We start from the raw sequence: 25,689 nt of genomic DNA, 5'->3' as shown, positions 1-25,689 counted from the left end.
GAACGGCTGCTGGCCGAGCTACACCACGACGTTAATGAGCTTGCCGGGTACGTAAACGACGCTTCTGATCGCCTTACCGGCGATGAATTCCTTGACCCGTTCGTTCGACAAGGCCAGGTCGGTGGCCTGACATTCCGTGATGCTGGCCGGAACCTGGAAGCGCGCCCTCACCTTGCCGTTGATCTGAACCACCAGCGTAACCTCCGGCTCCACTGTCAAAGCCTCATCCCAAATTGGGAAAGATTGGTTGTGGACGCTATAAGGATTACCCATCAACTGCCACAACTCCTCAGCGAGATGCGGGGCGGTAGGAGCGAGCAGCAGCACCAGGCATTCGACAGCCCTGGTCCAGACTTCCGCCGAGACCTTCCCGGATTCCTTGACCGGAGCCAGGTAGTTGGTGAATTCCATAAGGGCGGCCAGCATGGTGTTGAACTGGAGTTTGTCTAAATCAAGATTGACCTTGCGGATGACCTGATGGGTTTTCCGTACGAGTTCGGCCTCTGCGGCGCCGTCGATGCCGCCGGGGGCGTATTCCTCAAGAGCTAATTTCCAAACGCGGTTGAACCATCGGGACATGCCTCCGATGCCGGAATCGTTCCAATCGCCGCCCAGTTCCCACGGGCCGACGAACATAAGGTAGGCTCTGACAGTGTCGGCGCCCAATTCGCCGACATATTTATCGGGGTTCACCACATTGCCCTTGCTCTTGGACATTTTCTGGTGCTGGCTGGTGATGACCCCCTGGTTGAAAAGGCGCTTGAAAGGTTCGCCGAACGGCAGTCTGCCCATGTCGCGCAAGGCCATGGTGAAAAAGCGGGAATAGAAGAGGTGCATTACGGCGTGGTCGGCACCGCCGGTGTAGATGTCCACCGGCATCCAGTATTTGGTCTTCTCCGGGTCGAAGGCCTGCGCAGCGTCACGAGGCGAGCAGTAACGCAGGAAGTACCACGAGGAGCACATGAAGGTGTCCATGGTATCGGTTTCGCGGCGCGCCGGGCCGCCGCACTTCGGGCAGGTGGTATTGACGAAACTCTCGACATATTTAAGCGGTGACTCGCCGGTGGGTTTGAACTCGGCGTCCTCAGGCAGCAGTACCGGCAGGTCCTGTTCCGGCACCGGCACGATACCGCACCTGTCGCAGTGGATGATGGGAATAGGGGCGCCCCAGTAGCGCTGGCGAGAGATGAGCCAGTCCCGCAATTTGTAACTGATGGCGCGTTTGCCAAAATTCTGAGACTCCATCCAATCGATGATACCGCCGAAAGCCTCGGTATTGGATTTGCCGTTAAACTGCGCCGAGTTGCGCATCAGGCCCTCGCCGATATAGGCGGCTTCTATGGGTCCGCCCTCGTAACCGGGCGGAGAGATAACGACACGCACCGGGAGCTTATATTTTTGGGCGAAGGCGAAATCGCGTTCGTCATGGGCGGGCACAGCCATAACGGCGCCGGTGCCGTAGCTCCAGATAACATAATCCGCGATCCAGACCGGCACCGGTTCGCCGTTCAGCTGGTTCATCACATAGGCTCCGGTGAAGACGCCGTCCTTTTCCCGTTCGGTGGACAGCCGGTCGATCTCGGTCAGGCGCCGGGCTTTGTCGACATAAGCCTCGACGGCGGCTTTCTGCGCCGGCGAGGTGATTTTTTCGACCAGGGGGTGTTCGGGAGCCAACACCATGAAGGTCACGCCGTAAACGGTGTCCGGCCGGGTGGTGAAGACCCTGATCTTCTTCTCCTCGACGCCGGGGATTTCCAGTTTGAAATCGATCTCGGCGCCTTCGGATCGTCCCACCCAGTTGCGCTGCATGATCTTGATGCGCTCCGGCCAGTCCAGGCCGTCATGCTGCATCAGTTCATCGGCGTATCTGGTTATCCTGAAAAACCACTGAACCAGGTCCTTGCGGACGACCTGGGTGTCGCACCGCCAGCACTCGCCGCCGCCGATGACCTGCTCATTGGCAAGAACCGCCTGGCATGACGGGCACCAGTTGACCGGCGCTTTGGCCCGGTAAGCCAGGCCAGCCTCATACAGTTTCAGAAAGAACCACTCGGTCCACTTGTAATAATCAGGCCTTGAGGTGACCACCTCGCGGTCCCAGTCGTAACAGCAGCCCATGGTCTTGAGCTGCCGGCGCATGTTCTCGATGTTCTTTTCGGTCCAGGTGTGGGGGTGGATGCCGCGCTTGATGGCGGCGTTCTCCGCTGGAAAGCCGAAGGCGTCGAAACCCATCGGGTGCAGCACGTTGAAGCCTTGCATCCGTTTGTACCGGGCGTAGACATCGGATGGAGCCATGGCGTACCAGTGGCCGATATGAAGGTCACCGGACGTATAGGGGAACATGGTCAGGGCGTACCACTTGGGTTTGGGCGACTCGTCCGGGACATGGTAGAGTTTGTCGGCGGCCCAGCGGTCCTGCCACTTTTTTTCAATTGCCTGTGGGTCGTACCTGTCAATCATCGAGTCTTTACTCCGCCGGGGCGATAATCCAGTAATCTTATCCTCATCACCGATGACTCTTCAAGTCGGTGAAGCTGTGGCATTTTCCACCGCCAAGTTGATCCTAACGGGTTCCGGCTTCCAGGCTCTCGACAATATTGAGGTAGCGGTCCTGGAGGACCCGGCCTTCATATTCGGCATAGTCCCGCAGCATCTTTTCTTGTTCCACCGGAGAAAAGTAGTCCAGGCAGGGATAAAAAAAGCGGTTATCCTCTTTATCAATGTGGTTGTTGTAGAAAACGGCTATTTCGGCGACGATGCCGGCAAGTTGTTCCCGGCTTACGGCATCGCCGGGAATCAATTCGGTCCGAGCTTGGTCCAGGCGCTTGACCAGATTTCGGCCGGCTATATGCTCTTCGACGAGTTCACCGAGTATGCGCCGGTGTTCAGCGGAAAGCGTTTTGGTTTTCAAATCCCGGAACAGGATATCCTCCTCCTTACCGTGATGGATTTGATCCACAAACGTCTTCATGAAATCGACTGCGGCTGTCAGGAAGGCAGGATCGGGCTCGGTCAAGGCAATTCTGCGCTCCATCACCCGGATCATGCGTTCGATCAGCCGGTGTTCTCTCATCAGCGGTCCGATTGGTTTCAACTGTCAGCCTCCTTGGGTTTTTCCTGGGGTGTCTCCGACGGCGCTTTGTCGGTGCAATTCCGAATTGATCTCGGCGCCTAAGATTAGAATTATCGAAGAAATATAGATCCAGAGCAACAAAACGATGACCGAACCCAGAGGCCCGTACACCGTGGTGTAATCCGCGAAATTGGCCAGATAGTAGATGAATCCCCAGGCGCCCGCCTGAAACAACGCCGCCGAAACCAGAGCGCCCGGCCATATCCACCGCCACCTGGTTGGCGTATTGGGTATGAACTTGTTGACGATCAGGAATACTGAAAGAACCAGCAGAAAGCCTAACAGACGGCTGCCCAGGGCTGCCAGATTGCCAATGGCCGGCTGACCATCGGCATCCGGCCAGCTGACAGCGGCCGACGCCGCCATGGACAGGAGAAACAAGATGCCGGTGGTCAGAACCAGGGCCAGGTCATGCGCTTTGCCGGGTATAAAGCGGCGGTCCCGGCTGATGCCCCAGGCCCGGTTGACGGCACGGCGGATGGCGGCGAACATGTTGCTCGCGCTCCATAGCAGAGCGGCGGTGCCGGCAATACCGCCGATTCCCCGCAACTCGATGACGGTATCCAGAATATCTTCTATGAAATCGGCGGATCCGGGCAGCGTCCTGATCAGGGCGTCTGATACCGCTTGACGGACTTCGGCATCGGGCAAAAAGAATCCGAGTAAAGCAATGCCGCCAAGCATCAGCGGGAATAAAGAAAAAAAGGCATGATAGGCTACGGCGGCGGCTCGATCCGTGGCGTCATCGGCGGACCAGTCCGCGGCCAGGCGTTTCAGAAAGCGGTAGAAAGGATACTGTTCCGCCCAGGCCCGGAGCGCGGCGATATTATTCTTGATCCCGGTTTGCGATTCTCCCACGGACTGATTATAAAGCCTGAACCGGAGACGACGGAAATCGCCCGGTTGCCCGGTGAACTTTTAGACGCAATCCGCTGTTTTCCTCGAGTTGGGGGCAATCGGTTATTGACGCCGGGCCGATCCACTCGTACAATCGGCGTATGAGCAAATACGATGTCATCATCATTGGCGGCGGGCCGGCCGGGCTCTTCGCCGCGCTCGAACTGGCACGAAGCAGCACCCTGAATGTACTGCTCCTGGAAAAAGGCAAGGACATCGATGAGCGCAGCAATATTGTCTCCGGGCTCGGCGGCGCCGGCGCTTTCTCCGACGGCAAGCTGACTCTATCGTCGAAGGCCGGCGGTCACCTTGCTGAATACGTCGGCGAGGCGGCAGCGGAGAAGCTCATCGTACAAGTTGACAGGATATGGCTGGATTTCGGCGCGCCGGACAAGGTCTACGGCTTGGGCGATGCAGTGGCCGGCATCGAACGGCGGGCATCGCTGGCTGGTCTTCGATTGGTTGCCCTTCCGGTGCGCCATCTGGGCACCGAACGGTGCCCGGCCGTCCTGCGCGGTATCCGAGAACGGCTGAAAGAGCGTATCGAGATCCGCACCTCAACTGCGGCTAAGAACATCGTTGTAAGAGACGGGAAACTCACCGGCGTCGAGACATCGGACGGCGAGGTAATCGAGGCCGGGAACGTCATCGCCGCGCCGGGGCGTGAGGGCGCCGACTGGCTGCTGAAGCAGGCGAGGGGTCTCGGCTTGTCTCTGGCAACTAATCCGGTTGACGTCGGCGTCAGGGTCGAACTGCCCAATGCGGTGATGGACGAACTGACCTCTGTCTTGTATGAGGCCAAGCTGGAATACTTGTCGAAAAGTTTTGACGACCGCATCCGCACTTTCTGCATGTGCCCGCAGGGCACGGTGGTGCGGGAGACCACCGGCGGCGACGACCCGGTGGTCACGGTCAACGGCCAATCCTTCGCTTCCCACGACAGTCCCAACACCAACTTCGCCCTGCTGGTTTCCACCCAGTTCACCGAGCCGTTCAAAGAGCCCATCGCCTACGGCAAGTACATCGCCCGGCTGGCCAACATTTTAAGCGGCGGCGTTCTGGTGCAGCGGCTGGGCGATTTGAAAAAAGGCCGCCGCTCGACGCCGGAGAGGATAGACCGCGGCCTGGTGCTCCCTACCCTGGAATCCGCCACTCCGGGCGACCTTTCGTTCGTTTTGCCCTACCGCCACCTGACCGGCCTTTTTGAAATGCTGGAAGCGATGGACAAGCTATCGCCGGGCGTGGCCTCCGACCACACGCTGCTCTACGGCGTGGAGGTGAAATTCTATTCGTCGCGGCCGAAGCTCTCGGCCGGGTTCGAGACGGAACTGCCGGGGCTCTTTGCCATTGGCGACGGGGCGGGGGTGTCTCGGGGACTGGTGCAGGCGAGTGCTTGCGGCGTTGTTGCGGCGCGGGAGATATTGAAGAGAAATGATGACCGAAAATCTTGAAGATTGCCGCGTTCACCCGTGATGTAAATGACTGATTACACCAGGGACTGGATGTTGTTTTTAGCCGGAGCCATTGGTTTCGGAATCATTGTTGTGGTACTTGCAGTCAGAACGCCAGAATATCGGGCGTTAGGCATCGCTTTTTTCGCGCTTTTAGCGTTGTTTGGCCTGAGTATGGGGATTGGTGATGGATTTGGGCTGGGGAGTTGGATGTTGATATACCTCGGTATACTGGGCATCCTCGCTCTCGTATTTTTCAAGCCGGTGAAAAAAGTGAAGTAGCGATATGGACAACCAAAAAGCCATCGAAATCCTTAAGAAAATGCTCGAAAAGCCGTCGCTTGACGCGGAGGAGAAGGAAGCGATGATGGCGGCGCTGGGAATGCTGGGATGGGTCAAATTAGCAAAATCACGAGTCAAGGCGGCTAAAGAGAAACGGGACCAGAGCCTTCAATGGCCGCCCTGACCACTGAAAAACAGCCTGGTATTTTACCCTCCCAGGTTGTTCTCCGAGTACTTTTTAGCCGCGGCGCTGTCAATGGCTTCCTTGACGAACTCCTGGGTTTTATCCGCCATGTCTTCCACTTCGTCCTTGACGTCTTCAAGGTAGTCAAGACCGGTGTCCCATATGTCGTCAATTTTGTTCTGGATCAGGCGCCGGGTTCTTTTACCGGGATAAGGAGCATAGAGAAGCGACACCACGGCGCCAACTGCCGCGCCGGTCAGCAAGCCCAGGGCAAACCCGCCGATAAAATTACCTTGATTGCTCATGTGCTCACTCCTCAACCTGATTTTTGATCAAACCTCATCCCTTAAAGAATTATAGCGCTGAATCAAGGCTGTGAACAGAGTTATTTTACGAAACTTGTTTCGGGTGGGTTGGCGGCTGGATTTTGCTTGTAAGAGCAGAGGCGCAGGCGCGCCTCTGCTCTATGGTCCGATTACTTTTTACGGCTGGCGATGTAACACTCGATAGCGCTGGTCATGAATCCGGGCATCTCCGGGTGGAATTTCAGGTAGAAGGCGGCGAAGCGCGAGTCTTCTGAATACATCCGCCCCAGGCCCAGGATCATTTCATCGGTATAGTGGTGGAAGTTCTCCATTAGCAGCCGCCAGCGGGCGATCTGTTCCTGGACTTCCTTGCTCTCCGGCCCCTTGCCCATACTGGCAACGATTTTCTGGTAGATCTCGCCGAACTCTGCCTGTACGGCGTCGAGTTTTGCCTTGCCCATAGCCACGACTCGGGCTTCGGACTCGGCGACGGTTTTTTCACCATATTTTTCGCGCGCTTCTTGACGCATGCTGTCGATTTCCTTGTCGGAAAAACCCTTGTAGTAGTCCTTGATTTCCATTTCTTTTTCTCCTTTTAGTCTTCTGATGGTACTGTCCACCGTAACCAGCAACTCGCTGAGGCGGTCCGATTTCTTTCGGAGCGCCTCGCGATGCGACTCCATGGCAGATAACAAGTCGAAGTCCGGCTTTTCCATGATGGTCTTGATATCGGACAGCTCAAAACCCAATTCACGGAAGAACAGGATCTGTTGCAGCCGGAGGGCGGCGGAGTCGTCGTAGCGGCGGTAGCCGGACTCCGAATATGACTCAGGTTTGAGCAACCCGATTTTGTCATAAAACTGCAGGGTACGCGGGCTGACGCCGGACAATTTCGCCAGTTCACCGGTTGCATAGCTGCGGGCGACGGCCAAGACTGATCTCCTTTCCATTACTTATACCGATCGACAAAAAGCAGTATAAACTATGACGTTACGTAATAGTCAAGTGGTTGGAAATAAAACAAAGCGCTCGCCATTGGCGAGCGCTTGAGTGGTTAACGAATTGGGCTACATCGCTTTTCCCAGTTTATCGATAATCTTATTTAGCATCGCTTCCTGGTCTTTAAGCTGGGCGCGATAGTCCGGGGTATCGGTCTGGGAGATCTCCATACGGAAGTCAGACAGGTAGTTTTTTAGAATGTCACGCAGCATGTCACGTTCGGCGGCGGTCAGTTCCAGGTTCGGCATGGCAGTCTCCTCGGTTGTTTATTTAATTTATTCTAACACCGGAGTCCAGTTAATCAAACATTTTGTCAGGTACCGGGCTGCAGATGGGACGAATTAACTCTTGAAGGCTTTATTAGCCAGGCCGTCGGCATCAGAGTTGCGTTCCCTTGGGACATGGCGGTAGGTAACCTTCTTAAACTTTGATTCCAATATTTTGACCTTGGCGTAGAGCGGTTCAAGACCGGGATTTTTCACCCGGTACCGGCCGGTAAGCTGTTTAACGGCTAATTCAGAATCAGCAATCAGCGTCAGTTCCTCCGCCCCCAGCTTTGAGGCTTCCTCCAGCGCCGAGATGATGGCGTGGTATTCGGCTTGGTTGTTGGTCATCCGTCCGATGGCGCGGCTGACAGTCTTCACTACCTGGCCGGTTGAAGTGCGGATGAGGATGCCGATGGCGGATTCGCCGGGATTGCCGCGGCAGGCGGCGTCGGTGTTGGCGATAAGATATGTCATACGGTCACTCCAGGTATAAAATCCGGGCGCAGTTGGTGCAGCGGACGATCTCACCCGCCCTGGCGCGGTGCAGCCACGCGGAGGTGACGGCGATGCCGCAGCCGCGGCAGGCGCCCTGCTCCACTCTGGCCACGGCGCGGCCCTTCTGCTGCCGCAACAGGCGATATTGCTCCGCGGCCTCGGCTGGGATCTCGGTTAACAGGGCGGCGCGCCTGGCTTCATGCCCCGACAGTTCGGCGCCGGCGGTCCGCATTTTCTCGCCGAGTTCCCTGCGGCGAACCTCGAGAGCCTCCTTGTGGCGCTGCAGCGTCGCCTCGGCCCGGGCGATGCCGTCCTCGGCGTCGTCGATAGCCTCCATAAGCTCCAGTGCCCGGTCCTCGTGTGGCGCGCGGTGCCCTTTCAGAAGTTCGATATCCTTCTGGAGGGTTGACAGCTCTTTGGGACTGGTGATGCGGCCCGAGTAAAGCTTTTCCTCGTAGACCTGGATGCGCGATGTTAGATCGTCTGCTTGAGCGGTTGTCTCCCGGAGCTGATGGTTAAGGTTCTTCAGGCTGTCCCGCATGTTCTCCAGTGCGGCGCGCTCCGGAGCCAGAGCGTCCGAATTTAATTCCGCACTGATGCGGCCGATCTGCTCCCGGCAGGCATCGGCGGCGAGATCGGCATCCTGGAGTTGCCCAAGCAACCGGGGAATGTTCATCGCGCCCATTGTAAGCGGTCATCGGTAGACAATTCAACGCCGATGGCCCCTGGGGAGATGGTGATTTAAGGCACAACGATGGCATTCTTGATAATAACGGTTGTTTTAAGGTAGTCTATCTGGAAGGAGACTGCGAAATTCATGTTAGAAAACATATTGAGTTTTTTCTTCGGCGGGTTTTTCGGTTTCGTGAGCCTGCTGATAAGTGCTGTGCTTTACTTTTTGCCTACCATTATCGCCCTTGCCGGGCACCGCCGTAATACACTTTCCATCTTTCTGCTTAACCTCCTGCTGGGCTGGACTTTTATCGGTTGGGTAGTAGCTCTGGTATGGTCAGTCAAAAAGTAGATTAAACCAGGGCTTTGAGTAACCGAAAGGCGGGCGAAAAGCCCGCCTTCTTATTTTCCCCGCCAACCTTTCGTCAGAGCAGGGCGCTGATAAATGCGCGCGTTCTAAAATATTTCTAAAAAAAGTATTGACAACGATTATATACGCCCATAAAATGGGTAAACGTGGTAATTTGTGGGAGATAGGGGGCCCACGGGGCGACATGTTTTTTGGTGAGTTCCATTATAAAATTGACGAAAAGGGCCGGCTTCCTGTGCCGCCCCGCTTCCGGCCGCAGCTTAAGGACGGAGTTATCCTGTCCCCCGGACCTGACGGTAATCTCAACGCCTACTCCGCCGAAGCGTGGCATCAGTTTACAGCGGCGATTTCCACCGCAACCACCAGCCATTCCAAATTACGCAAGCTGAAACGCTCCGTTTTCGGGCAAGCCTTTCCAGCTTTAATGGACAACCAGGGCCGTTTAGCACTGCCTGAACCGCTGCGCATCGGCGCCGGCATCGGCTCGGATGCCGTGGTGGTAGGCGTATCCGACCATCTTGAGATATGGGATAAAGCAGCCTGGGACATCGAGAAGGCGGAGGACCTGGCCCAGGCTTGGCAAATTATGGAAAGCCTCGAGAAGCGCGGATGAAGGACCTGCTTCATATTCCGGTGATGCTGGAGGAAACGCTCCAGGCCCTGGCGGTCGGGCCGGGAGGCCGTTACATTGACGGGACGGTTGGCGCCGGGGGTCACGCCCGCGCTATCCTGGAACTCTCAGCGCCGGGAGGACAACTTCTGGGTTTCGACGCCGATCCGGCCAGCCTGGCGGTCGCCCGCCGGAACCTGCGGCATTCCGAAGGCTCGTATTTACTGGTCAACCGCAACTTCGACCAGATGGAAGCGGTCGCCCGCAGCAACGATTTCTACCCGGTTCACGGCGTACTCCTTGATCTGGGATTGGCATCGATGCAGCTGACCGAGGCCGGGCGCGGCTTTTCTTTCCAGCACGGCCAGCCGCTGGACATGAGATTCTCGCCGGAGCAGAAACTCACCGCCGCCGACATCATCAACACCTATGCCGAAGCCGACATCGCCGATATCCTGTGGCGCTACGGAGAAGAGCGGAAGAGCCGCATTATCGCCCGGCGCATCGTCGAGCACCGGCCCTTCAAAACAACCACTGAACTGGCGGCCATGATCTCGCGGGCTGTCGGCCGGCACGAGGACATTCACCCGGCTACCCGCAGTTTCCAGGCACTCAGGATCGCGGTCAATGATGAACTGGTCAAACTGGAGCGCGCTCTGGACCAGGCGACCAGGCTGCTGGGCTTTGGCGGGCGCCTGGTGGTCATCTCGTATCACTCCCTCGAGGATCGTATCGTCAAGCGTTTTATGCAGCAGGAATCGGCTGAGTGCATCTGCCCGCCGGAGCTGCCGGAATGCCGCTGCGGGCATGCCGCCCGGCTGCGGCTCCTGAATAAGAAGGTGATTACGCCTTCGCCGGAAGAGGTATGGGACAACCCGCGAAGCCGCAGCGCCAAGCTGCGGGCGGCGGAGCGGATTCTAAGCCGTGAGGAGGCTGCACCGCTTGAGACGCATTTTTTTCTGAGTCCAAAAGAACCCGTGATAGCCGAAGAGCAAAGTGAGGTGGGCAGCCCAACCCCTGAACCCTCAGGGACCCCCTTGAGAAGGAGGTTGGCGATGTGAGAGAGGCGAAACGCCGAGCAACATAAAATACCAATCGAATATTAGAAACGCGAATCAGATTCAAAGGAGGAGGAAATGAAACGCAGGGTAATTACGGCGATTGACGTCGGTACAACTAAGATTTGTACCGCCATCGCTGAAATCACCGAGAACGGCTCAACGCAGGTAATCGGCGTAGGTATCACCCCGTCGCATGGCTTGCATAAGGGTCTAGTGGTCAATATCAACGATGCCGCGGCATCGATCAAGGAATCAATCAGGAAGGCTGAACAAGCCGCCAATTACAGGGTCGAAAGCGCCTATGTCGGCGTGACCGGCCGGCACGTCAGCTCGGTCAACAACAAGGGCGTGGTGGCTATCACCCGGAACGACCGGCTGGTACGCCCAGATGACTTAAAGCGCGTGCTTTCCAGCGCCCAGTCCATCAAGGTCCCCAATGACCGCAAATTGCTCCATGTCATCCCCCGCCAGTACGCCGTCGACGGCCAGGTGGGCGTCAGGAATCCGGTGGGCATGCACGGCTTCCGCCTGGACGTGGAAACGCACGTCATCACCGCGGCTGCCGCCTCAGTCCAGAACCTGGTCAAATGCATCCGCGGACTGGGCATCGAGATCGATGATCTCGTCCTGGAGCCGCTGGCCTCGTCCGAGGCGGTGCTGACCGAGGACGAAAAACAGGTCGGCGTCGTTCTGGCCGACATCGGCGGCGGCACAACCGACGTCTGCATCTTTAAAGACGGCGCCATCTGGCACACCGCCATTTTACCGGTAGCCGGTTACCAGCTCACCCGCGACGTGGCTATCGGCCTTGGCTTGCCGTTCGACGTAGCCGAAGAGATGAAGAAGCGCTACGGTTCCTGCATGCCTGTCTACGAGAGCCGGATGGAGCAGAGCCCCATCTCCGAAGATGGCCACGGCATCTCTTACCAGGACCTGTGCGACATCCTGCGCGCCCGTATCGAAGAGATCACCAGGTTGATCCTGCTCGAACTCCCCCGCTCGGACTACGAAAGCGTCGTACCGGCGGGCATCGTCTTCACCGGCGGTTCGTCCAACATCGCCGGGCTGGAAACGCTGGGCCGGGATATCTCCCGCCTGCCGGTCAGGGTCGGTATGCCGGGTAATATCTACGGACTGACCGATGCCCTGAGAGATCCGGCGTATGCCACCGGTGTCGGTCTGCTGCTCTGGGGCGCCAAGAACGCGCCGAAGAAACAGAGCTGGGGCGGTTTCGGTTTCTTCAACCGGATGAAGGGCATGCTTTCCAAATTCTTCGGCAATAACTAGAAAATAATTGAATCTGAAAATATAGCGAGGAGAAAAAAGAATATGGCTAAGACGAGCTACGTTCCCAATCCGGCCAGGATCAAGGTATTCGGCTGCGGCGGCGGCGGCTGCAACGCTATCACCCGCATGGTTCGGGAAGAGATCCAGGGCGTTGAATTTATCGCTCTGAACACCGATGCCCAGGCGCTGGCGATAACCGAAGCCCCCGTTCGCGTTCAGCTGGGCGAACGGGTGACCCGCGGCCTCGGCGCCGGCGGCGATCACACCATGGGCCAAAAGGCGGCCGAGGAGTCCCGCGATGACATCCGCGAACTGGTTGGCGGTTCCGATATGGTTTTCGTCACCGCCGGCATGGGCGGCGGCACCGGTACCGGTTCTGCCCCCATAGTCGCGGAAGAAGCCAAGAAAAGCGGCGCCCTGACCATCGCCGTGGTTACCAAACCCTTTGGCTTCGAAGGTTCACATCGCACCAAGACTGCCAAAGAGGGCATTCAGAAATTACTCGGAAAAGTCGACACTCTGATCATCATCCCCAACGACCGGCTGCTGGAACTCTGCGATGCTAAAACCGGCGTCGATGCCGCCTTCAAGATGGCCGATGACGTGCTGCGTCACGGTGTCCAGGCGATTTCTGAGGTCATCACCGTTCCCGGTACCATCAACCTGGACTTCGCCGATGTCAAAGCAGTGATGAAAGATGCCGGCCCAGCCTGGATGAGCATCGGCCGCGGCACCGGCAAGAACCGCGCCATGGACGCTGCCCGCGAGGCTTTGGCTTCACCGCTGCTGGATGTTTCGGTTACCGGTTCCCGCGGCGTCCTGTTCAACATCGTCGGTCCCTCCGACCTGTCCCTCTTCGAGGTAAATGAAGCCGCCGAGGTCATCCGCAAATCAGTGGATCCGGATGCCAACATCATCTTCGGCGTGGGTACCAACAGCAATATGGGCAGCGATGTCCGCATTACCCTTATCGCCACCGGTTTCCATACCAATGCTGAGGACGGCGGTATGGATGACGAACTGACCAACCAGCTCCGCGGCATCAAGAGCGAGGATGAACTGGACGTCCCGTCCTTCCTGCGCCGGCCGCTGTTCTCCCAGAACCGGGCCCCGGCCCCGGAAACCGTAAGGTCCAACCGGCCGCCGGTCCGCAATTCCTGGCGGTAGTCTAACGGAAATGGAACCCACAGCGGCGTTCTCCTACGGGAGAACGCCGCTCACCTTTTTCTCGTCTTACGATGATTAGATGGCAGGGGACAGCGCGGCACCGGTCGCCCCGGGCGCATCTTTGATATACTGATACCGATATGCCGGAAAACAAGAGACAAGACTATTGCAAGGCACTGCGGCAAGCGATAAATGCCGCTTCTTCCGGCAGTTCCCTGAAAGATAAATTGACCGCTCTGACCAGAATCACCTCACGCTGTTTTGGGGCGGGCAGCGCTATCGCCTTACTGGATGCCACCGGCAGCCGTCTTATCCATTCCGCCCACTCGCGGCTGCCGCCATCATATATCCACAAGGGCTTGATTGATGCCAGGAAAAGTTTGAATGAGACCTCTTCAGAAGAAATCGTTTGTATTCAGAACGCCGCTTCGGATCCCCGGGTGGAATACCCTGAATCAGCCGCTAAGGCGGGGATCGTTTCCATTGTCGGCGTGCCAATTTTGACTCTGGGACGTTGCACCGGCGCGCTACGGGTATATTTCCAGGAATCCGCTTCTTTAACGGCGCAGGATACGAGCTTTCTTAAAGCTGTTGCCCAGCTGGCCGGAATGACCCTGGCCCGCCAGCCTGAAGAAGGGATGAGCCAGCCGAAAGAAACGTCGGTGGCGACCAAACCCTGTGAACTGGTGAACTTCGCCCATCCCAGCGAAGCTGAGTTTGCCCGGATCCTTGATTTCTATGGCGTTCCCTGGTTTTACGAACCGCGTTCTTTTCCTATCGGACGAGTAATTAAGGGAACCCCGGAGATGTTCACCCCGGATTTTTATTTGCCCAGTTTTGATCTATACGTAGAACTGACGACCATGAAACAGTCGCTGGTGACTCAGAAAAACCGGAAACTGCGGCGGCTTAAAGAACTGTTTCCGGAAATCAAAATCAGCCTCCTTTACAAGAATGATTACGAGCGCCTGCTGGCTAAATACGGAGTCGGGCCGCTGGCCGAAACCCGCGCCCACGGGGTCAGCCGCATCCTGTATTCCGCGCCGGATATCGAAGCCCGGGTTAAAGAACTTGCCGGGCTTATTTCGGCTGACTACCGCGACCGGCGGCCAGTGCTGCTGGGCGTTCAGCGGGGATTTCTCTGCTTCATGGCTGATCTGATCAGGCAAATAACGGTGCCGATGGACCTGGACTTTATCGCCATCAACTATTACGGCGGCACCAAGGAGGCGGGTGTGCGGGTCACCAAAGATGCCGACCTGAATCTGACCGGCCGTCACATCCTGCTGGTCGAGGATATCGTGGATACCGGCATCACTCTGAACTATGTTCTGGAATATCTGAAATCCAAAAACCCCCGGAGCCTGGCTGTCTGCGCGCTCCTCGACCGCAGGGCGAGGAGGTTAATGAACATTGAGCTGAATTATGTCGGTTTTGAAGTCCCTGATGAGTTTGTCATCGGCTACGGTCTTGATTATCACGAAGAATATCGCAATCTGCCGTTTATCGCTGTGCCGAAAATAAGCGGCCCGGAAAAAGCGGGATCATGATAGGGGATTCCGGGGTAAAAAAGGGATCCCAGGTAGCCTTTGCCCCCGGGTCTTAATCAGCCGAACTCCCTGACAGGACCTGCAAAGTTTTCAATAACGCTCCCAGGACGGACCTTGGGTTGATTAAGTTTCCCTTTCAGGTATCCCATCAGGTAACCGTTCAGGCGATTTCCCCCATTGCATCGGTTACCTGGGACAGCTACTATGATTTCACAGCGATGCAGCCAGTGTCAAAGATATCCATGATGAAATAGACTGAAATAACTCGCTAATTCTTCCTGTTTAAACTATATATCTTCTAAAAATCACACTATTTGGATACTGATAAAGGTAAGATAAAAATATCTTCTCATCAGCGGCGCGATAAAAGAAGCATGGTCAATCCGGCAAAAAGGATCAAAACCGCCCAGATGAAGATTTTGGCGATGCCGATAAAGATGATATATCCGGCGGCCAGCAGGCCCAGCCCGCCCAGTACCAGCACCAGGCCGATATCCCACAGCCGGGAACGAGGCGGCGGCTCAGCCGCAGGCTCATCTTCGGCGCCGTCCGCCTCATCTGCAGTGTCATATCCCCGCTTCTCGCCCAGCCAGCGCCAGATATAGGCCGCCGCTGATATCACGGCAATAATCAGGATTATCTCGAACGCGCCGATTCTCATACCGCCAGCTTAACGGCAGGAGAGCGGCGGTGTCAAACGAGTTGCGGGTTACGCGTTCCACCCCCAGTCCAGGCGGCAGCCTGCGGATTGTTTTTGTTTCATCGGTGATTTTTCCTTTTCGAATCCTCCTCAGCTTTGGGTCGAACGCAGGAATTGTTCCAAAATCGAATGCCGCCAAAGCTATTGATTTGGCGGAAAGGGCCGAAATCGAACCTTTCCGGCCGGTAAACGAATCAGTCATCGGCGCACCCCGCGGTCACGGAGCGCTGCGGAGAGGCAGGCTGGCCGGAGGCGAAGCGGTACAGATGTGCTATAAACGTTCACGGCGATAATGATAGCACACCAGTTCCTATGACTGGCAAGAGAGTTTTGTCGTTTTTAGTGGAGTCAGGAAAATATATTTTTGGCGAACGCCGGAACCCCGGTGGTATTAATTGGCATGGCCATTTTCCTATTGACAATTTTCTATCGTAGTACCGGTCAATTACCAACTGGGAACGATGACCACGGGCCGGAGTCAGAATAGCATCGGTTTACACTAATAGCGCGATACCGACGCCCGCCGCAATCAAGGCGAAGATAACGAAAAAGATAACCGTCCCCTTCTCGCCTAAGAGCTTCACGAAACCTTGGATCTTGCCGGTGCGCCAGATGGGGCCGGGTTTGAAGAAAGCGATAGCCAGGACCAGGACCGCATAGGCGATCAGGCCGATGCCCCACCAGGTAGAAGCATCCATTTTCATGTACCTCGATTCTCGATTTTCTAAGCGTTCAGCCGCAGCGCCTGCGTCGACAGCCTGCGGACGACGGAGGCGACGGCTAACCCTCCCAGGGCAACGATGGCCGCCAACACTCCGATGAACACGGCCACATCGCCAAAGGAGGCGCCGTTAACCGCCAGATCGACCACCGGGCGGATAACGTAATAGGTCGGGAAAACATAACCCACCCATGAAGGGATTTGCGGGAACATAAAAACGATGGCCGGGCCGAAGAGCAGGATACCGCCAGCCTTCAAGACGGCGAAGAGCGAATTCATGTCGCTCACCCAGGCGCCGGTAAGAAGGCCGATCTCGGTAGCCATCATCGCGCCCAGGAAAAGAACAAGGACGATAAGAGGCGCCGGGCCGTTGAATGAACCTGACAGAACCAGGGTCAGTACGCCCATGATGGTCGCCAGGGCGACTGCGATGACCCCTTTGGACAGGAAGATATCGCCCAGGGTCGCCGGCGTAACATACAGGGCTTCCAGCGTCCGGTGCTGCTTCTCATTGATCAGGGCTGATGACGGTATCATCAGGCCGGAGTAGAAGACGCCCATCAGGACGATGAGCGGCAGCAGCCGGTCGCTCCATGGCAATGAAGCCTCGTCGCCGAGGGCGACGGTGTCAATGGTGACCGGCAGTTCCGAACCTGCGGCGGCGCGTACCGCGTCGGCCAGGGCAATCGGAATGAGCGCCCGGTTTTTGGCCTGGCTTTCGCCCCAGATGAAAGCCTTCAGGCTGACGGTCCCCGTGCCGAGGACAGTGTCGAAATCGCCCGGCAGGACAATCCCCATGTCGATGGACCCGTCGGCGGCGGCGGCGCGCAGGGCTAGTTCGCTGCTGAAAGATTTGTATATTATGGTATCGGATGATTCGAGGACTGGCACCACCCGGGAATTACCCTGGTCGTAAACACCAAGTTTAGCCTTGTCTGTGAAGATATTGCCGAAGGCCAGGTTAATGAAAAGGGCAGCCAGGATGGGGAAGACTACCGCGATTACCAGCATGACGTCTTTGGGCCCGTGCAGGACTTCGTTTCTGACCAGTATGCCCACCCGGTTAAGTTTCACTGGAATCGCCTCCTTAACACCAACAGCCCGGCGCCAAGCAGGACGGCGGAAATCCCGCTCATCACCAGCAGGTTTCCGGCTGTGTCGCTCCAGCCGGCGCCGTAGTTGACCACCCGGTTGACCGTGTCGATGAGATAATAAGAGGGGATGACCTTCGCCCAATCAGCCAGGAGTCCCGGCACGACGGCGCCGAAGCCGGGTACCGCCAGCAGGATCAGGACCATGATGCCCCAGCCGGTGACGGCGTTGGTATCCCGCGCCAGCGAAGCCAGCAGGAAGCCGGCGCCGACCACGAAGATGCTGGCGATGATCAGCGTGGCAAGTATAAGCAGCGGCTGGTGGCTGAAACCGCCGACCAGGCCCATGAAAATGACCGCCTGCCCCAGAGCCAGACCGACACCCAAAATGCCCTTGGCGGCGAAAAGGTCCGAGGTACGCATCGGCGTGACCAGGAGCGCCCGAGCGGTGCCCTGTTCAATCTCCACGGCGATCAGGGCGGCCAGGGTCATTACCTCGGTGAGCAGGATCAATACCGCCAGCATCGGGCGCATGCGGTCTCGCAGCGCTATCTGGGCGCCGAGGAGATCGGGGCCCAGAATCTCTTCGGTGGTATCGAATTGCAGTGCCTGGCCGGTCTGGATGTAGGAAAGTTCCTTGATTAACGTGACGATGGCCTCGGCGGTCTCCGGGGGAGCTGTGGCGGAGTAGTAAACGGTGATGCCGGGTTTACCGCCGGCATTCCAGACCTCCATGATGTCGGCCGGCAGCGACACGCCCACTTGGTGGCCGCCGTCAAGAACGGCCTGTTTGAGCGCCGCCTCTGTTTCGAAAAATTCAATTTCGGCGCCCTGGGCGGTGAGTTGTTCAAAGGCGGGCGGCACCACCGGGGCGTACATTCCCAGTGACAGTTTTTCATCTACCTTCGAGGGCAGGATCAGATAAATGGCGATATAAAAAATCAGACCCAGCACCGTGATGAGCAGGTAGAAACGGTTGCCGGTGAACAGGGCGATATCCTTCTTCAATAACGCCTTGATCGTCCGGGGGTTCATACGGTCAGCCTCCGCCCCGTGACCTTGATGAAGATGTCCTCCAGGGTGGCTTCTTCGGAGTGGATGGTGACTACTTTGCCTCCGGCGAAAAGATCCCGTACCTCTTCGGCGGTGCCTTCCGCGTCCAGGGTGATCTCCCGTTTATCGAGGCGCCCGCCAGCGGCGGCGATTTCAGCCACCAGCGAGCGCTTGCCGTATTTTTGTTTTAGATTACGGGGCGTATCGAGGGCGGCGATCTTACCGCCGTCCATGAAAGCGACGCGGTCGCACAGCTTGTCCGCTTCCCACATGTCATGGGTCGTTAAAAACACGGTGGCGCCGCGGTCCCGCTCCTCCAGGATAATTTGGCGGATGGCTTCGGAGGACACCGGGTCCAACCCGCTGGTCGGTTCGTCCATAAAAAGGATTTCCGGCCGGTTAACCATACTTCTGGCTACCATCAGGCGCTGTTTCATGCCTTTGGAGTAGCTGGAGACCTTATCCTTCTCCCGGCCGGGCAGCCCGACACGCTTTAACAGGGCATATCCGTCAAAGTTCGGTACGCCGAAAAGATCGGCGAACAGCCTCAAGTTATCGATGGCGGTCATCTGCTCGTAAAGATTGGTCTGTTCAAAACACACCCCGATCCGGGACTGCACTTCCAGCGTCTGCGTAGCCACGTCGAAACCGAGCAGGCTGGCGCGGCCCTCTTTGGGCAGAAGCTGGCCGGTGAGCATCTTCTGGGTGGTTGTCTTGCCGGCGCCGTTCGGGCCCAGAAATCCCAGGATCTCACCCTTGCCGACCGTGAAGTTCACGTGATCCACGGCAATCAGATCGCCGTAACTGTAGGTCAGGTTTTCAACGACAATGGACCTGGCGGTGACGCTCATGCGCTCTCCTTTTTCCCGAAAAGATCGATTTCTTTTGTCAGAAAACCGTAAAAAGTCAGGCGGGTCAGCTGCTCGATCAAATCCATGTTGGATTTCCAGTCGCGGGCCAGTTCGGGCAGCGCGGCGTAGCCCGCCCGGAGCACATCCAGATAAACGGTGAAGGCATCAGGATCAACGGAGGCATCTATGTATCCCTGGCGTTTCCCCTCTTCCAGCAGTTCGATCCAGAGAGGTTTTACCTCCCGCCGGAACAATTCTTCAATAAACGGGGCAATGTCCCTGTCCTGGCTGATGATCTTGGCAACCACTTCATCCGGGGCTTGAGAAGCCCGGCTGATTTTACCCGAGATCAGCCCGGTCAACTTCCGGGCGAAAGGCAGGTCCGACTTAAGGACGCCCCGGGCAAAGGCGACAGTGTCCAGGATCAGACTTCTGGCGGCTTCGCCGATCAGCGCGTCACGGCTGCCGAACTGGTTGTAGACCGTTGTCGGCGAGACGCTGGCGGCCTGGGCGATATCCCCGATGGACACTTTGCGTACATCGTGAGCCTGGCGGAAAAGCTCGACCGTGGTCTCGATGATAAGCTCCCGCTTGGGCCGGCGGCCGGCGGCGCTCAATTTTCTTCCGGTCTTGTTCACCTTCATCGCTCCCCCCGTCGCATCGCCTCCATCCGCCTAAAGATCTTTCACCGCTACCAGCCGGTAAGCCCCGGCGAAGAAGCCGATGGCAAGCAGCGGCACGGCGATAAAGCCGAAGAGTTCGAGGTCCGTCCCCTGGACCACCGCGGCAGCGGGGAAATATTCAAACGGCGAAAAATACTTTAGGAACTCGACATCCTCATTTAGCTTGGAGAAGAAAGACAACAAATACACCCCGATAATAACCGCGGCAACGATCATCCCGGTCCGCTTGTGCCGCCTGGACAGCGACGAGACAAAAAAGCCGAAAAGTAGAAAAAGCATCTGCAGCGCCAGGACGACCAGCATGAACTTTCCAACCCCGGTGATGAAGTCAGCCCCGATACCGAAGCGGGCGAAGGCGCCCAGGGAACCGGCAAAAGTCACCGCCGTCAGGATGACGCAACTGAGGGCGGCCGCTGCCAGCTTCGCGGAGACAATCCTCTGCCGGGTCACCGGCAGGGCGAAGGTGGTTTCTGAGGTTTTTTTATTGATCTCTTTGGATAATATCTGAGCTCCAGCCAGGCCGGCAAAAATGACGGAAGCCAGCACCAGGAAGCCGCCGATATAGCTGAAGTAACCCTCCGGGATGTCCAGGCGCACCGTATCGAGGGAAAAAGCCTGTTTCAAAGCCTCCGGCAATGAATTCAAGAAGGCATTGACTTCGTCTGCCTGACCGTTATAAACCGCGAATTCGGAGGACGCCAGCGCCATCATCGCCAGATAGCTGACGCACCAGATGAGCAGGGACTTTAAGTTCGAGCTGAATTCCCGTTTGAAGATGTTCATTGACGCTCCCGGTCACATTGCGGTGGCGATGTTCCGCCGGTTGTAAAGGGCGTAGCCGGCAATGAGGCTCGCGGCGATGATGCCCAGGCTTAAAACCAGCCCGGATGCCTTGAAGGCGCCGTTCTCAATAATGTAACCCAGATCAAAATAGTCGTAAGGCACCAGATACTTGAGGGGCGTGTCTCGCAATAGACTATCGAATGAATACAGGATGAAGAGGCCGATAGACAGGCCCAGTGAAAACGGCAGGGGCGAGTCCATCCGTTTAAGCGCAACCGAGAGCAGGAAGCTGAAGCTGAAAAACAGGACCTGGAAAATAAACAGGCCGGCGATGATGAGGAGGAAAGTCGTCATCGAATACTCCTGGCCGCCTTTGAAAGACTCCATTCCCAGGAACGAGACCACTCCCATAGCCGAGGTGAATATTACAATATGGCCGAGCCCGGCCAGGATTTTGGCGGTCACGATGCGGTTCCGGGTCACCGGTTTGGCGATTAAAAAATCAGCTGTGAGGTCTCTTTCTTCGACCGATACGGCATTGAAGCCCAGGTGCGATGAGAAAATGGCTCCAGCCAGGAAGAGGTAGATGCCGACAAAGGCAAAATAACCCAGGATGGTTGTCAGGTCCTGATCCAGGCCGAAGGCTTTTTTCAGGGCGTCGGGGAAGCTGTCCAGGAGGTCCAGCATTCCGGTCCCCGAGAACGATTCGAAGAAGGCAAAGGTGAAGTAGACATAAACACCCAGCGAGACCACCCAGATGAGGGTCGGAATCAGCCTTTTACGGAACTCGTAGCGGAAAATGTTCATCGTGTCCCAGTCTAGTTCAGGCTACTCGTAGTAATGCATGAAGATCTCTTCCAGCGTCGGCTCCAGGATCTGGATATCGGTGACGTGGTGCCGGGCGATCAGCTTCAATACGGTATCGATATCGCCGCGGAATAGGAATGACAGTTCGCTGCCGTCCTGATGGATGTCGCTGACCTCAGCCGCCGGCAGGTCGTCGACATTCAGATCGGTCGAGGTTATCCGGAACTGCTTGTAGGCCTGGCGGTTGATGGCGGCTACCTCATCGATCCTGATAATCGAACCTTCTTTGATGATCGCCACCCGGTGACACAGGCGCTGTACCTCTGAAAGGATGTGGGATGAAAAAAGGACTGTCGCTCCACGCTGGTTTTCTTCCCGGATGATGTCGAAAAACTCCCGCTGCATCAGAGGGTCCAGGCCGGAGGTGGGCTCATCGAGGATGATGAGTTTCGGCGAATGCAGCAATCCCTGGACGATGCCGACTTTCTTTTTGTTGCCGTAAGACAATTCATCGATCTTGCGCGAGGTGTCGAGCTCCAGGCGTTCGGCAAGTTCCCGCATCCGCTTTGAGCTGTCCTTGCGGTAGAAGCTGGCGGAGTACCTTAGAAGGTCGATTACCTTCATGTTTTCGTAGTAAAAGACTTCGGACGGCAGGTAGCCGATATCAGCCCGGATGACGTCGCCTTGCCTGACCACGTCTTTGCCGAAGATTCGGGCGCTGCCGCCGGTAGGGAAGATAAGGCCGACTAACAGCCGCAGCGTTGTCGTCTTGCCGGCGCCGTTGGGGCCGATAAAGCCGTAGATTTCCCCTTCCTGAACATTGAACGAGACATCGGTAATACCCCGGTTCTTGCCGTACATCTTGGTCAGGTGGTCAATCTGGATCACATCGGGTCTCATCCGCGCCTCGCAAAACCGGTCTAAATATTTGTATAAATATAGTTATACACTACAATTATACAACTACTGTCAATTGTTTGGAGGCCGGCTTTTTCGGTGAGACAATAGGATTAGCGGGTAAAAGGAGGGCGTATGAACGAATTGGATCACCGGAAGCTGATTGCCGATCTTGCAGCGCAATTTGCACCTGTGCTGGAGAAGTCGTCTCAGGCGGTTTACCTTTACCTTGACGACACTCACAAAGTCTGCAACAAAAAGTTTGCCGATGTCTTCGGGTATGAATCGCCGGATGAGTGGGCTGAGATGGAAGCCCCGCTGGCCGACGTCGTCGCCGAAGACCAATCCATGGTAGTCAGAGCTTACCGGGCGGCGGTTCAGAAATTCAAGACTACCACCTTGAGCGTCAGGTTCCACAACGTGAAAACCCACCGCGCCTTCCGCCGCCGGCTGACGGTCGTGCCGCTGCCTTTCAAAGGGCAGTTATTCACCGCCAATTTCATTGACAAGGCCTGATTTCAAGACGTAGCGCTGATTTCGTACCCCCCCCCGTACTGGGCCGGGCGGGGTAGTGGCCGCTCGCTGCCGGCGGAAGGCATATAGATATGACCGCCCGCCGTGTTAAAATATGCCTGTTATGGCTGAAAACTGGCACGCCCTTTCTTCCACAGACACTCTGACCAGGCTGGAAAGCCGCGCTTCCGGCCTGACCGAGGCCGAGGCTAAAGAGCGCTTGTCCAAATTCGGCGCCAATACCCTGGAAGAGAAGGCCGGCAAGTCGCCGGTTCTCAGGTTTCTCTCTCAGTTCGCCAGCCCGCTGGTCTACGTCCTTTTGGCGGCGGCGGCCGTTTCCGCATTCACCGGTCATCCTGTGGACACACTGACCATCCTCGGCGTGCTGCTGGCCAATGCTGTTATCGGCTATATCCAGGAGAGTAAGGCGGAGAAAGCCATGGCCGCGCTGCGGGAGATGGCGGCGCCGCGGGCTAAAGTGCGCCGGGCCGGCAAATTGAGGGATATCACCGCGGCTGACCTGGTGCCGGGAGATGTCATCATTATCGAAGAGGGCGACCGGGTGCCAGCCGACGCCCGGCTGCTGGAACTGGCCGGCCTGCGGGTCAATGAGTCCTCCCTCACCGGGGAATCCGAGCCTGTCGAAAAAGCCCTTGGCGCGCTCCGGGCCGAGGTCACCGTCGGCGACCGGACCAACATGGTCTTTCAGAGCACCGCCGCCACCCAGGGCAAAGCAGTTGCCGTCGTTGCCGCCACCGGCATGAATACCGAACTGGGGCGCATCGCCGGCAGCCTTTCCGGCATCACCGAGGAAAAGACGCCCCTTCAAAAGGGCATCGCCCGGCTGTCCAATTACCTGGTCATCATTTTGCTGGCGGTATGCGGCCTCATCCTGGGAGTCGGGTTAATCCGCGGCCTGGAGCCGGTGGAAATGTTCCTGCTGGCGGTAGCCGCCGCGGTATCGGCTATCCCGGAAGGCTTGCCTGCCGTGGTCACTGTTGTGCTGGCCATCGGCATGCGTATGATGGCTCAGCGCAACGCCATTATCCGCAAACTCGTTGCCGTCGAGACCCTTGGTTCGGCAACGGTCATCTGCTCTGACAAGACCGGTACGCTGACCTTGAACCAGATGACCACGCGCCAGCTCTACGCTGACGGCCGCAGCGTGGACATCACCGGCGAGGGCTACCGGCCGGATGGCGAGTTCCAGGAGGACGGCAAGGTTATTGCCGCCGATGACGAAACGCTGCGGTTGGCGCTGCGCATCGGCGCGCTGTGTAATAACGCCACGGTGACTACCGGCCAGGAGTGCTGTTCCCTCTTCGGCGACCCCACCGAGGGCGCGCTGCTGGTGGCCGCGGCTAAGGCCGGGCTTTTTAAAGAAGATCTGGATAAACAATATCGGCGCTTGGATGAGATACCATTCTCCTCCGAGCGGCAGTACATGGCAACTTTAAACGACGCCGGCAAGGTTCACATAACCCATGCCAAGGGCGCCGCCGAAAAACTGCTGGGCATGTGTTCTCATATCTATAACGGCGGCCGGCCGGCGGCGCTCGATGAGGCCGCCCGCCACGGGGTCAGGCGACAGATAGAAACAATGGCCGGCCAGGCGATGCGCGTCCTCGCCCTGGCTTACGCCGAATTACCCACGACTGTTACCAGGCTTGAAGAGGAACATATCTCCGGCAAGCTGGTGCTGGCCGGGTTAGCCGGCATTGCCGATCCGCCGCGGCCGGAAGCCCGGGAAGCGGTGGCGGCCGCCCTGGGAGCCGGAATCCGGGTGGTTATGATCACCGGCGATCACGCCGCCACCGCCCAGGCGATCGCCCGGGAAGTGGGCATCGGCGGCGGTCGGGCGATGACCGGCGCCGATGTCGCCGCGCTGTCGGACGCCGAACTGGCCGCTGCGGTCAAAGGCGTTTCGGTCTTCGCCCGCATCGAACCGCTGCAGAAACTGCGCATTGTCCGCGCCTGGAAGTCCCACGGCGAAGTGGTGGCCGTCACCGGCGACGGCGTCAATGACGCCCCGGCGCTCAAGGCAGCCGATATCGGCGTGGCCATGGGCAAGTCCGGCACCGACGTTGCCCGTGAAGCCGCCGACATGGTCCTGGCTGACGACAACTTCGCTTCGGTGGTTGCCGCCGTTGAAGAAGGCCGCGGCATCTTCAACCGCCTCCGCGCCGTCATTTATTTCCTTCTGGCCAGCAACATCGGGGAACTGATGGCGCTGGCGGCGGCCATTGCCATCCTCGGCGATGCCCCCCTGCTGGCCGCCCAGATACTCTGGATCAACGTGGTTACCGATGCCACCATTACCGTGCCGTTGGCGATGGAACCCCGGCGCGGCGATGAACTCAAGAGCCCGCCGCGGTCGCCCGAAGTAAGCATTATCTATCCTGGTCTGATGTGGCGGGTCGGTTATACCGCGCTTATCATGGCGGCGGTGGTTTTCGGCATTTTCTACTGGGCTGAACAGCGCTTCACCGTGGAAGAAGCGCGGACACTCGTTTTTTGTACCGTTGTCAGCTTCGAACTCTGGAAGGGCTTTATCGCCCGCAGCGATGAACTGCCAGCTATTAAAATCGGCTTTTTCTCTAACCGCTGGCTGCTGCTGGCTATTGGCATCGCCGTCCTGCTGCAATTGGCGGCGGTATACCTGCCCTTCCTGCAGGCAGCCTTCCGCACCGTGCCGCCGACACCGCAGATGTGGGCCATCGCCGTGGGCGCGGGCTTCTCCATTTTTGCCGTCGAGGAGTTGCGGAAAATCTTTTTCCCCAGGCTGTTCTCCCGCGGCAAATGGCGGCGGGGAGAATAGATTACTCCATTGCCTCTCGCCCGCCGCCCGTGATAGACTTGCC

28 protein-coding genes are annotated in these 25,689 nt (G+C 57.5%); 11 read left to right on the top strand and 17 right to left on the bottom strand.

Annotated elements, in window-relative coordinates; genetic code table 11:
- Window positions 1-18: 18 nt before the first annotated feature.
- The 3 genes from leuS to DEALK_RS00670 all read right to left on the bottom strand — a co-directional run bounded on the left by leuS (window position 19) and on the right by DEALK_RS00670 (window position 3,991).
- Entirely contained in the window at window positions 19-2,460 is a 2,442-nt protein-coding gene (leuS, locus tag DEALK_RS00680; protein ID WP_058437761.1) for a leucine--tRNA ligase, read from the bottom strand.
- Between the two features lie 103 nt (window positions 2,461-2,563).
- Window positions 2,564-3,094, bottom strand: a complete 531-nt coding sequence (locus tag DEALK_RS00675; RefSeq protein ID WP_058437759.1) for a hemerythrin domain-containing protein — start codon at window positions 3,092-3,094, stop codon at window positions 2,564-2,566.
- A gap of 3 nt (window positions 3,095-3,097) precedes the next feature.
- Window positions 3,098-3,991, bottom strand: a complete 894-nt coding sequence (locus DEALK_RS00670) for a YihY/virulence factor BrkB family protein (protein WP_058437758.1) — start codon at window positions 3,989-3,991, stop codon at window positions 3,098-3,100.
- Between the two features lie 140 nt (window positions 3,992-4,131).
- Here DEALK_RS00670 and DEALK_RS00665 point away from each other — a divergent pair, with 140 nt between their 5' ends.
- From DEALK_RS00665 to DEALK_RS00655, 3 genes are read left to right on the top strand one after another with little or no spacing between them, the layout of a single operon-like run.
- A complete protein-coding gene (locus DEALK_RS00665) occupies window positions 4,132-5,481 on the top strand; it encodes an NAD(P)/FAD-dependent oxidoreductase (protein ID WP_058437757.1) in 1,350 nt (449 codons plus the stop codon).
- A 27-nt stretch (window positions 5,482-5,508) separates the two neighbouring features.
- Complete coding sequence (locus tag DEALK_RS00660) at window positions 5,509-5,763, top strand: hypothetical protein (RefSeq protein WP_144437045.1); 255 nt, start codon at window positions 5,509-5,511, stop codon at window positions 5,761-5,763.
- Window positions 5,764-5,767: 4 nt separating this feature from the next.
- Window positions 5,768-5,947 carry a hypothetical protein gene (locus DEALK_RS00655; RefSeq protein WP_058437755.1) on the top strand — a complete coding sequence of 60 codons (180 nt, stop codon included), beginning with the start codon at window positions 5,768-5,770 and terminating at the stop codon, window positions 5,945-5,947.
- Between the two features lie 23 nt (window positions 5,948-5,970).
- Here the strand turns inward: DEALK_RS00655 and DEALK_RS00650 are convergent, their stop codons facing one another.
- The 5 genes from DEALK_RS00650 to DEALK_RS00630 all read right to left on the bottom strand — a co-directional run bounded on the left by DEALK_RS00650 (window position 5,971) and on the right by DEALK_RS00630 (window position 8,688).
- Window positions 5,971-6,252: a YtxH domain-containing protein gene (locus DEALK_RS00650; RefSeq protein ID WP_058437754.1), complete on the bottom strand. Its 282-nt coding sequence runs from the start codon at window positions 6,250-6,252 to the stop codon at window positions 5,971-5,973.
- A gap of 170 nt (window positions 6,253-6,422) precedes the next feature.
- Window positions 6,423-7,184: a MerR family transcriptional regulator gene (locus tag DEALK_RS00645; protein WP_058437752.1), complete on the bottom strand. Its 762-nt coding sequence runs from the start codon at window positions 7,182-7,184 to the stop codon at window positions 6,423-6,425.
- Between the two features lie 135 nt (window positions 7,185-7,319).
- Window positions 7,320-7,499, bottom strand: coding sequence for a hypothetical protein (locus tag DEALK_RS00640; protein WP_058437750.1), 180 nt, complete (start codon window positions 7,497-7,499; stop codon window positions 7,320-7,322).
- Between the two features lie 93 nt (window positions 7,500-7,592).
- Complete coding sequence (locus DEALK_RS00635; RefSeq protein WP_058437747.1) at window positions 7,593-7,991, bottom strand: ribonuclease HI family protein; 399 nt, start codon at window positions 7,989-7,991, stop codon at window positions 7,593-7,595.
- A gap of 4 nt (window positions 7,992-7,995) precedes the next feature.
- Window positions 7,996-8,688 (bottom strand): zinc ribbon domain-containing protein, encoded by a 693-nt coding sequence (locus DEALK_RS00630; protein ID WP_186007563.1) that lies wholly within the window; start codon window positions 8,686-8,688, stop codon window positions 7,996-7,998.
- A gap of 153 nt (window positions 8,689-8,841) precedes the next feature.
- Here DEALK_RS00630 and DEALK_RS00625 point away from each other — a divergent pair, with 153 nt between their 5' ends.
- The 6 genes from DEALK_RS00625 to hpt all read left to right on the top strand — a co-directional run bounded on the left by DEALK_RS00625 (window position 8,842) and on the right by hpt (window position 14,729).
- Entirely contained in the window at window positions 8,842-9,036 is a 195-nt protein-coding gene (locus DEALK_RS00625) for a superinfection immunity protein (protein WP_116633014.1), read from the top strand.
- A 253-nt stretch (window positions 9,037-9,289) separates the two neighbouring features.
- The gene (locus DEALK_RS00620; protein ID WP_244881562.1) at window positions 9,290-9,667 is read left to right on the top strand and encodes a division/cell wall cluster transcriptional repressor MraZ; all 378 of its coding nucleotides are present in this window, start codon (window positions 9,290-9,292) and stop codon (window positions 9,665-9,667) included.
- Window positions 9,664-10,725 carry a 16S rRNA (cytosine(1402)-N(4))-methyltransferase RsmH gene (gene rsmH / locus DEALK_RS00615; RefSeq protein ID WP_058437739.1) on the top strand — a complete coding sequence of 354 codons (1,062 nt, stop codon included), beginning with the start codon at window positions 9,664-9,666 and terminating at the stop codon, window positions 10,723-10,725. Before DEALK_RS00620 ends, rsmH begins: the two co-directional genes overlap by 4 nt.
- A gap of 75 nt (window positions 10,726-10,800) precedes the next feature.
- Complete coding sequence (gene ftsA, locus DEALK_RS00610) at window positions 10,801-12,012, top strand: cell division protein FtsA (protein ID WP_058437737.1); 1,212 nt, start codon at window positions 10,801-10,803, stop codon at window positions 12,010-12,012.
- A gap of 42 nt (window positions 12,013-12,054) precedes the next feature.
- Complete coding sequence (gene ftsZ / locus DEALK_RS00605; protein ID WP_058437735.1) at window positions 12,055-13,179, top strand: cell division protein FtsZ; 1,125 nt, start codon at window positions 12,055-12,057, stop codon at window positions 13,177-13,179.
- A gap of 140 nt (window positions 13,180-13,319) precedes the next feature.
- Window positions 13,320-14,729 (top strand): hypoxanthine phosphoribosyltransferase, encoded by a 1,410-nt coding sequence (gene hpt / locus DEALK_RS09695; RefSeq protein ID WP_083496293.1) that lies wholly within the window; start codon window positions 13,320-13,322, stop codon window positions 14,727-14,729.
- Window positions 14,730-15,081: 352 nt separating this feature from the next.
- Here hpt and DEALK_RS00595 read toward each other — a convergent pair whose 3' ends face one another.
- The 9 genes from DEALK_RS00595 to DEALK_RS00550 form a co-directional block, all read right to left on the bottom strand.
- Window positions 15,082-15,390 (bottom strand): hypothetical protein, encoded by a 309-nt coding sequence (locus DEALK_RS00595; protein ID WP_058437733.1) that lies wholly within the window; start codon window positions 15,388-15,390, stop codon window positions 15,082-15,084.
- A gap of 533 nt (window positions 15,391-15,923) precedes the next feature.
- Window positions 15,924-16,133 carry a hypothetical protein gene (locus DEALK_RS00585; protein ID WP_244881561.1) on the bottom strand — a complete coding sequence of 70 codons (210 nt, stop codon included), beginning with the start codon at window positions 16,131-16,133 and terminating at the stop codon, window positions 15,924-15,926.
- A gap of 20 nt (window positions 16,134-16,153) precedes the next feature.
- On the bottom strand, window positions 16,154-17,224 hold the full coding sequence (locus DEALK_RS00580) for an ABC transporter permease (RefSeq protein WP_058437729.1): 1,071 nt from the start codon (window positions 17,222-17,224) through the stop codon (window positions 16,154-16,156).
- On the bottom strand, window positions 17,221-18,276 hold the full coding sequence (locus DEALK_RS00575; RefSeq protein ID WP_058437728.1) for an ABC transporter permease: 1,056 nt from the start codon (window positions 18,274-18,276) through the stop codon (window positions 17,221-17,223). The genes DEALK_RS00580 and DEALK_RS00575 overlap by 4 nt, the downstream gene beginning before the upstream one ends.
- A complete protein-coding gene (locus tag DEALK_RS00570) occupies window positions 18,273-19,145 on the bottom strand; it encodes an ABC transporter ATP-binding protein (protein ID WP_058437725.1) in 873 nt (290 codons plus the stop codon). The genes DEALK_RS00575 and DEALK_RS00570 overlap by 4 nt, the downstream gene beginning before the upstream one ends.
- A complete protein-coding gene (locus DEALK_RS00565; protein ID WP_186007562.1) occupies window positions 19,142-19,783 on the bottom strand; it encodes a TetR/AcrR family transcriptional regulator in 642 nt (213 codons plus the stop codon). Before DEALK_RS00565 ends, DEALK_RS00570 begins: the two co-directional genes overlap by 4 nt.
- Window positions 19,784-19,819: 36 nt before the next feature.
- Complete coding sequence (locus tag DEALK_RS00560; RefSeq protein ID WP_058437722.1) at window positions 19,820-20,611, bottom strand: ABC transporter permease subunit; 792 nt, start codon at window positions 20,609-20,611, stop codon at window positions 19,820-19,822.
- Between the two features lie 12 nt (window positions 20,612-20,623).
- On the bottom strand, window positions 20,624-21,418 hold the full coding sequence (locus tag DEALK_RS00555; protein ID WP_058437720.1) for an ABC transporter permease subunit: 795 nt from the start codon (window positions 21,416-21,418) through the stop codon (window positions 20,624-20,626).
- Window positions 21,419-21,439: 21 nt separating this feature from the next.
- Window positions 21,440-22,318: an ABC transporter ATP-binding protein gene (locus DEALK_RS00550; RefSeq protein WP_058437719.1), complete on the bottom strand. Its 879-nt coding sequence runs from the start codon at window positions 22,316-22,318 to the stop codon at window positions 21,440-21,442.
- Between the two features lie 132 nt (window positions 22,319-22,450).
- On the opposite strand from DEALK_RS00550, the gene DEALK_RS00545 reads away from it, so the two are divergent.
- Together DEALK_RS00545 and DEALK_RS00540 are read left to right on the top strand one after the other, a co-directional pair.
- Window positions 22,451-22,831 (top strand): hypothetical protein, encoded by a 381-nt coding sequence (locus DEALK_RS00545; protein ID WP_058437717.1) that lies wholly within the window; start codon window positions 22,451-22,453, stop codon window positions 22,829-22,831.
- Window positions 22,832-22,952: 121 nt separating this feature from the next.
- Window positions 22,953-25,646, top strand: a complete 2,694-nt coding sequence (locus DEALK_RS00540) for a cation-translocating P-type ATPase (protein ID WP_065128772.1) — start codon at window positions 22,953-22,955, stop codon at window positions 25,644-25,646.
- The last annotated feature ends 43 nt before the right edge of the window (window positions 25,647-25,689 follow it).

Origin of the sequence: Dehalogenimonas alkenigignens, from assembly GCF_001466665.1 — a bacterium.
GTDB lineage: Bacteria > Chloroflexota > Dehalococcoidia > Dehalococcoidales > Dehalococcoidaceae > Dehalogenimonas > Dehalogenimonas alkenigignens.
Note: the sequence above shows the minus strand (reverse complement) of the source record. Positions and strands in the feature narration are given on the sequence as shown.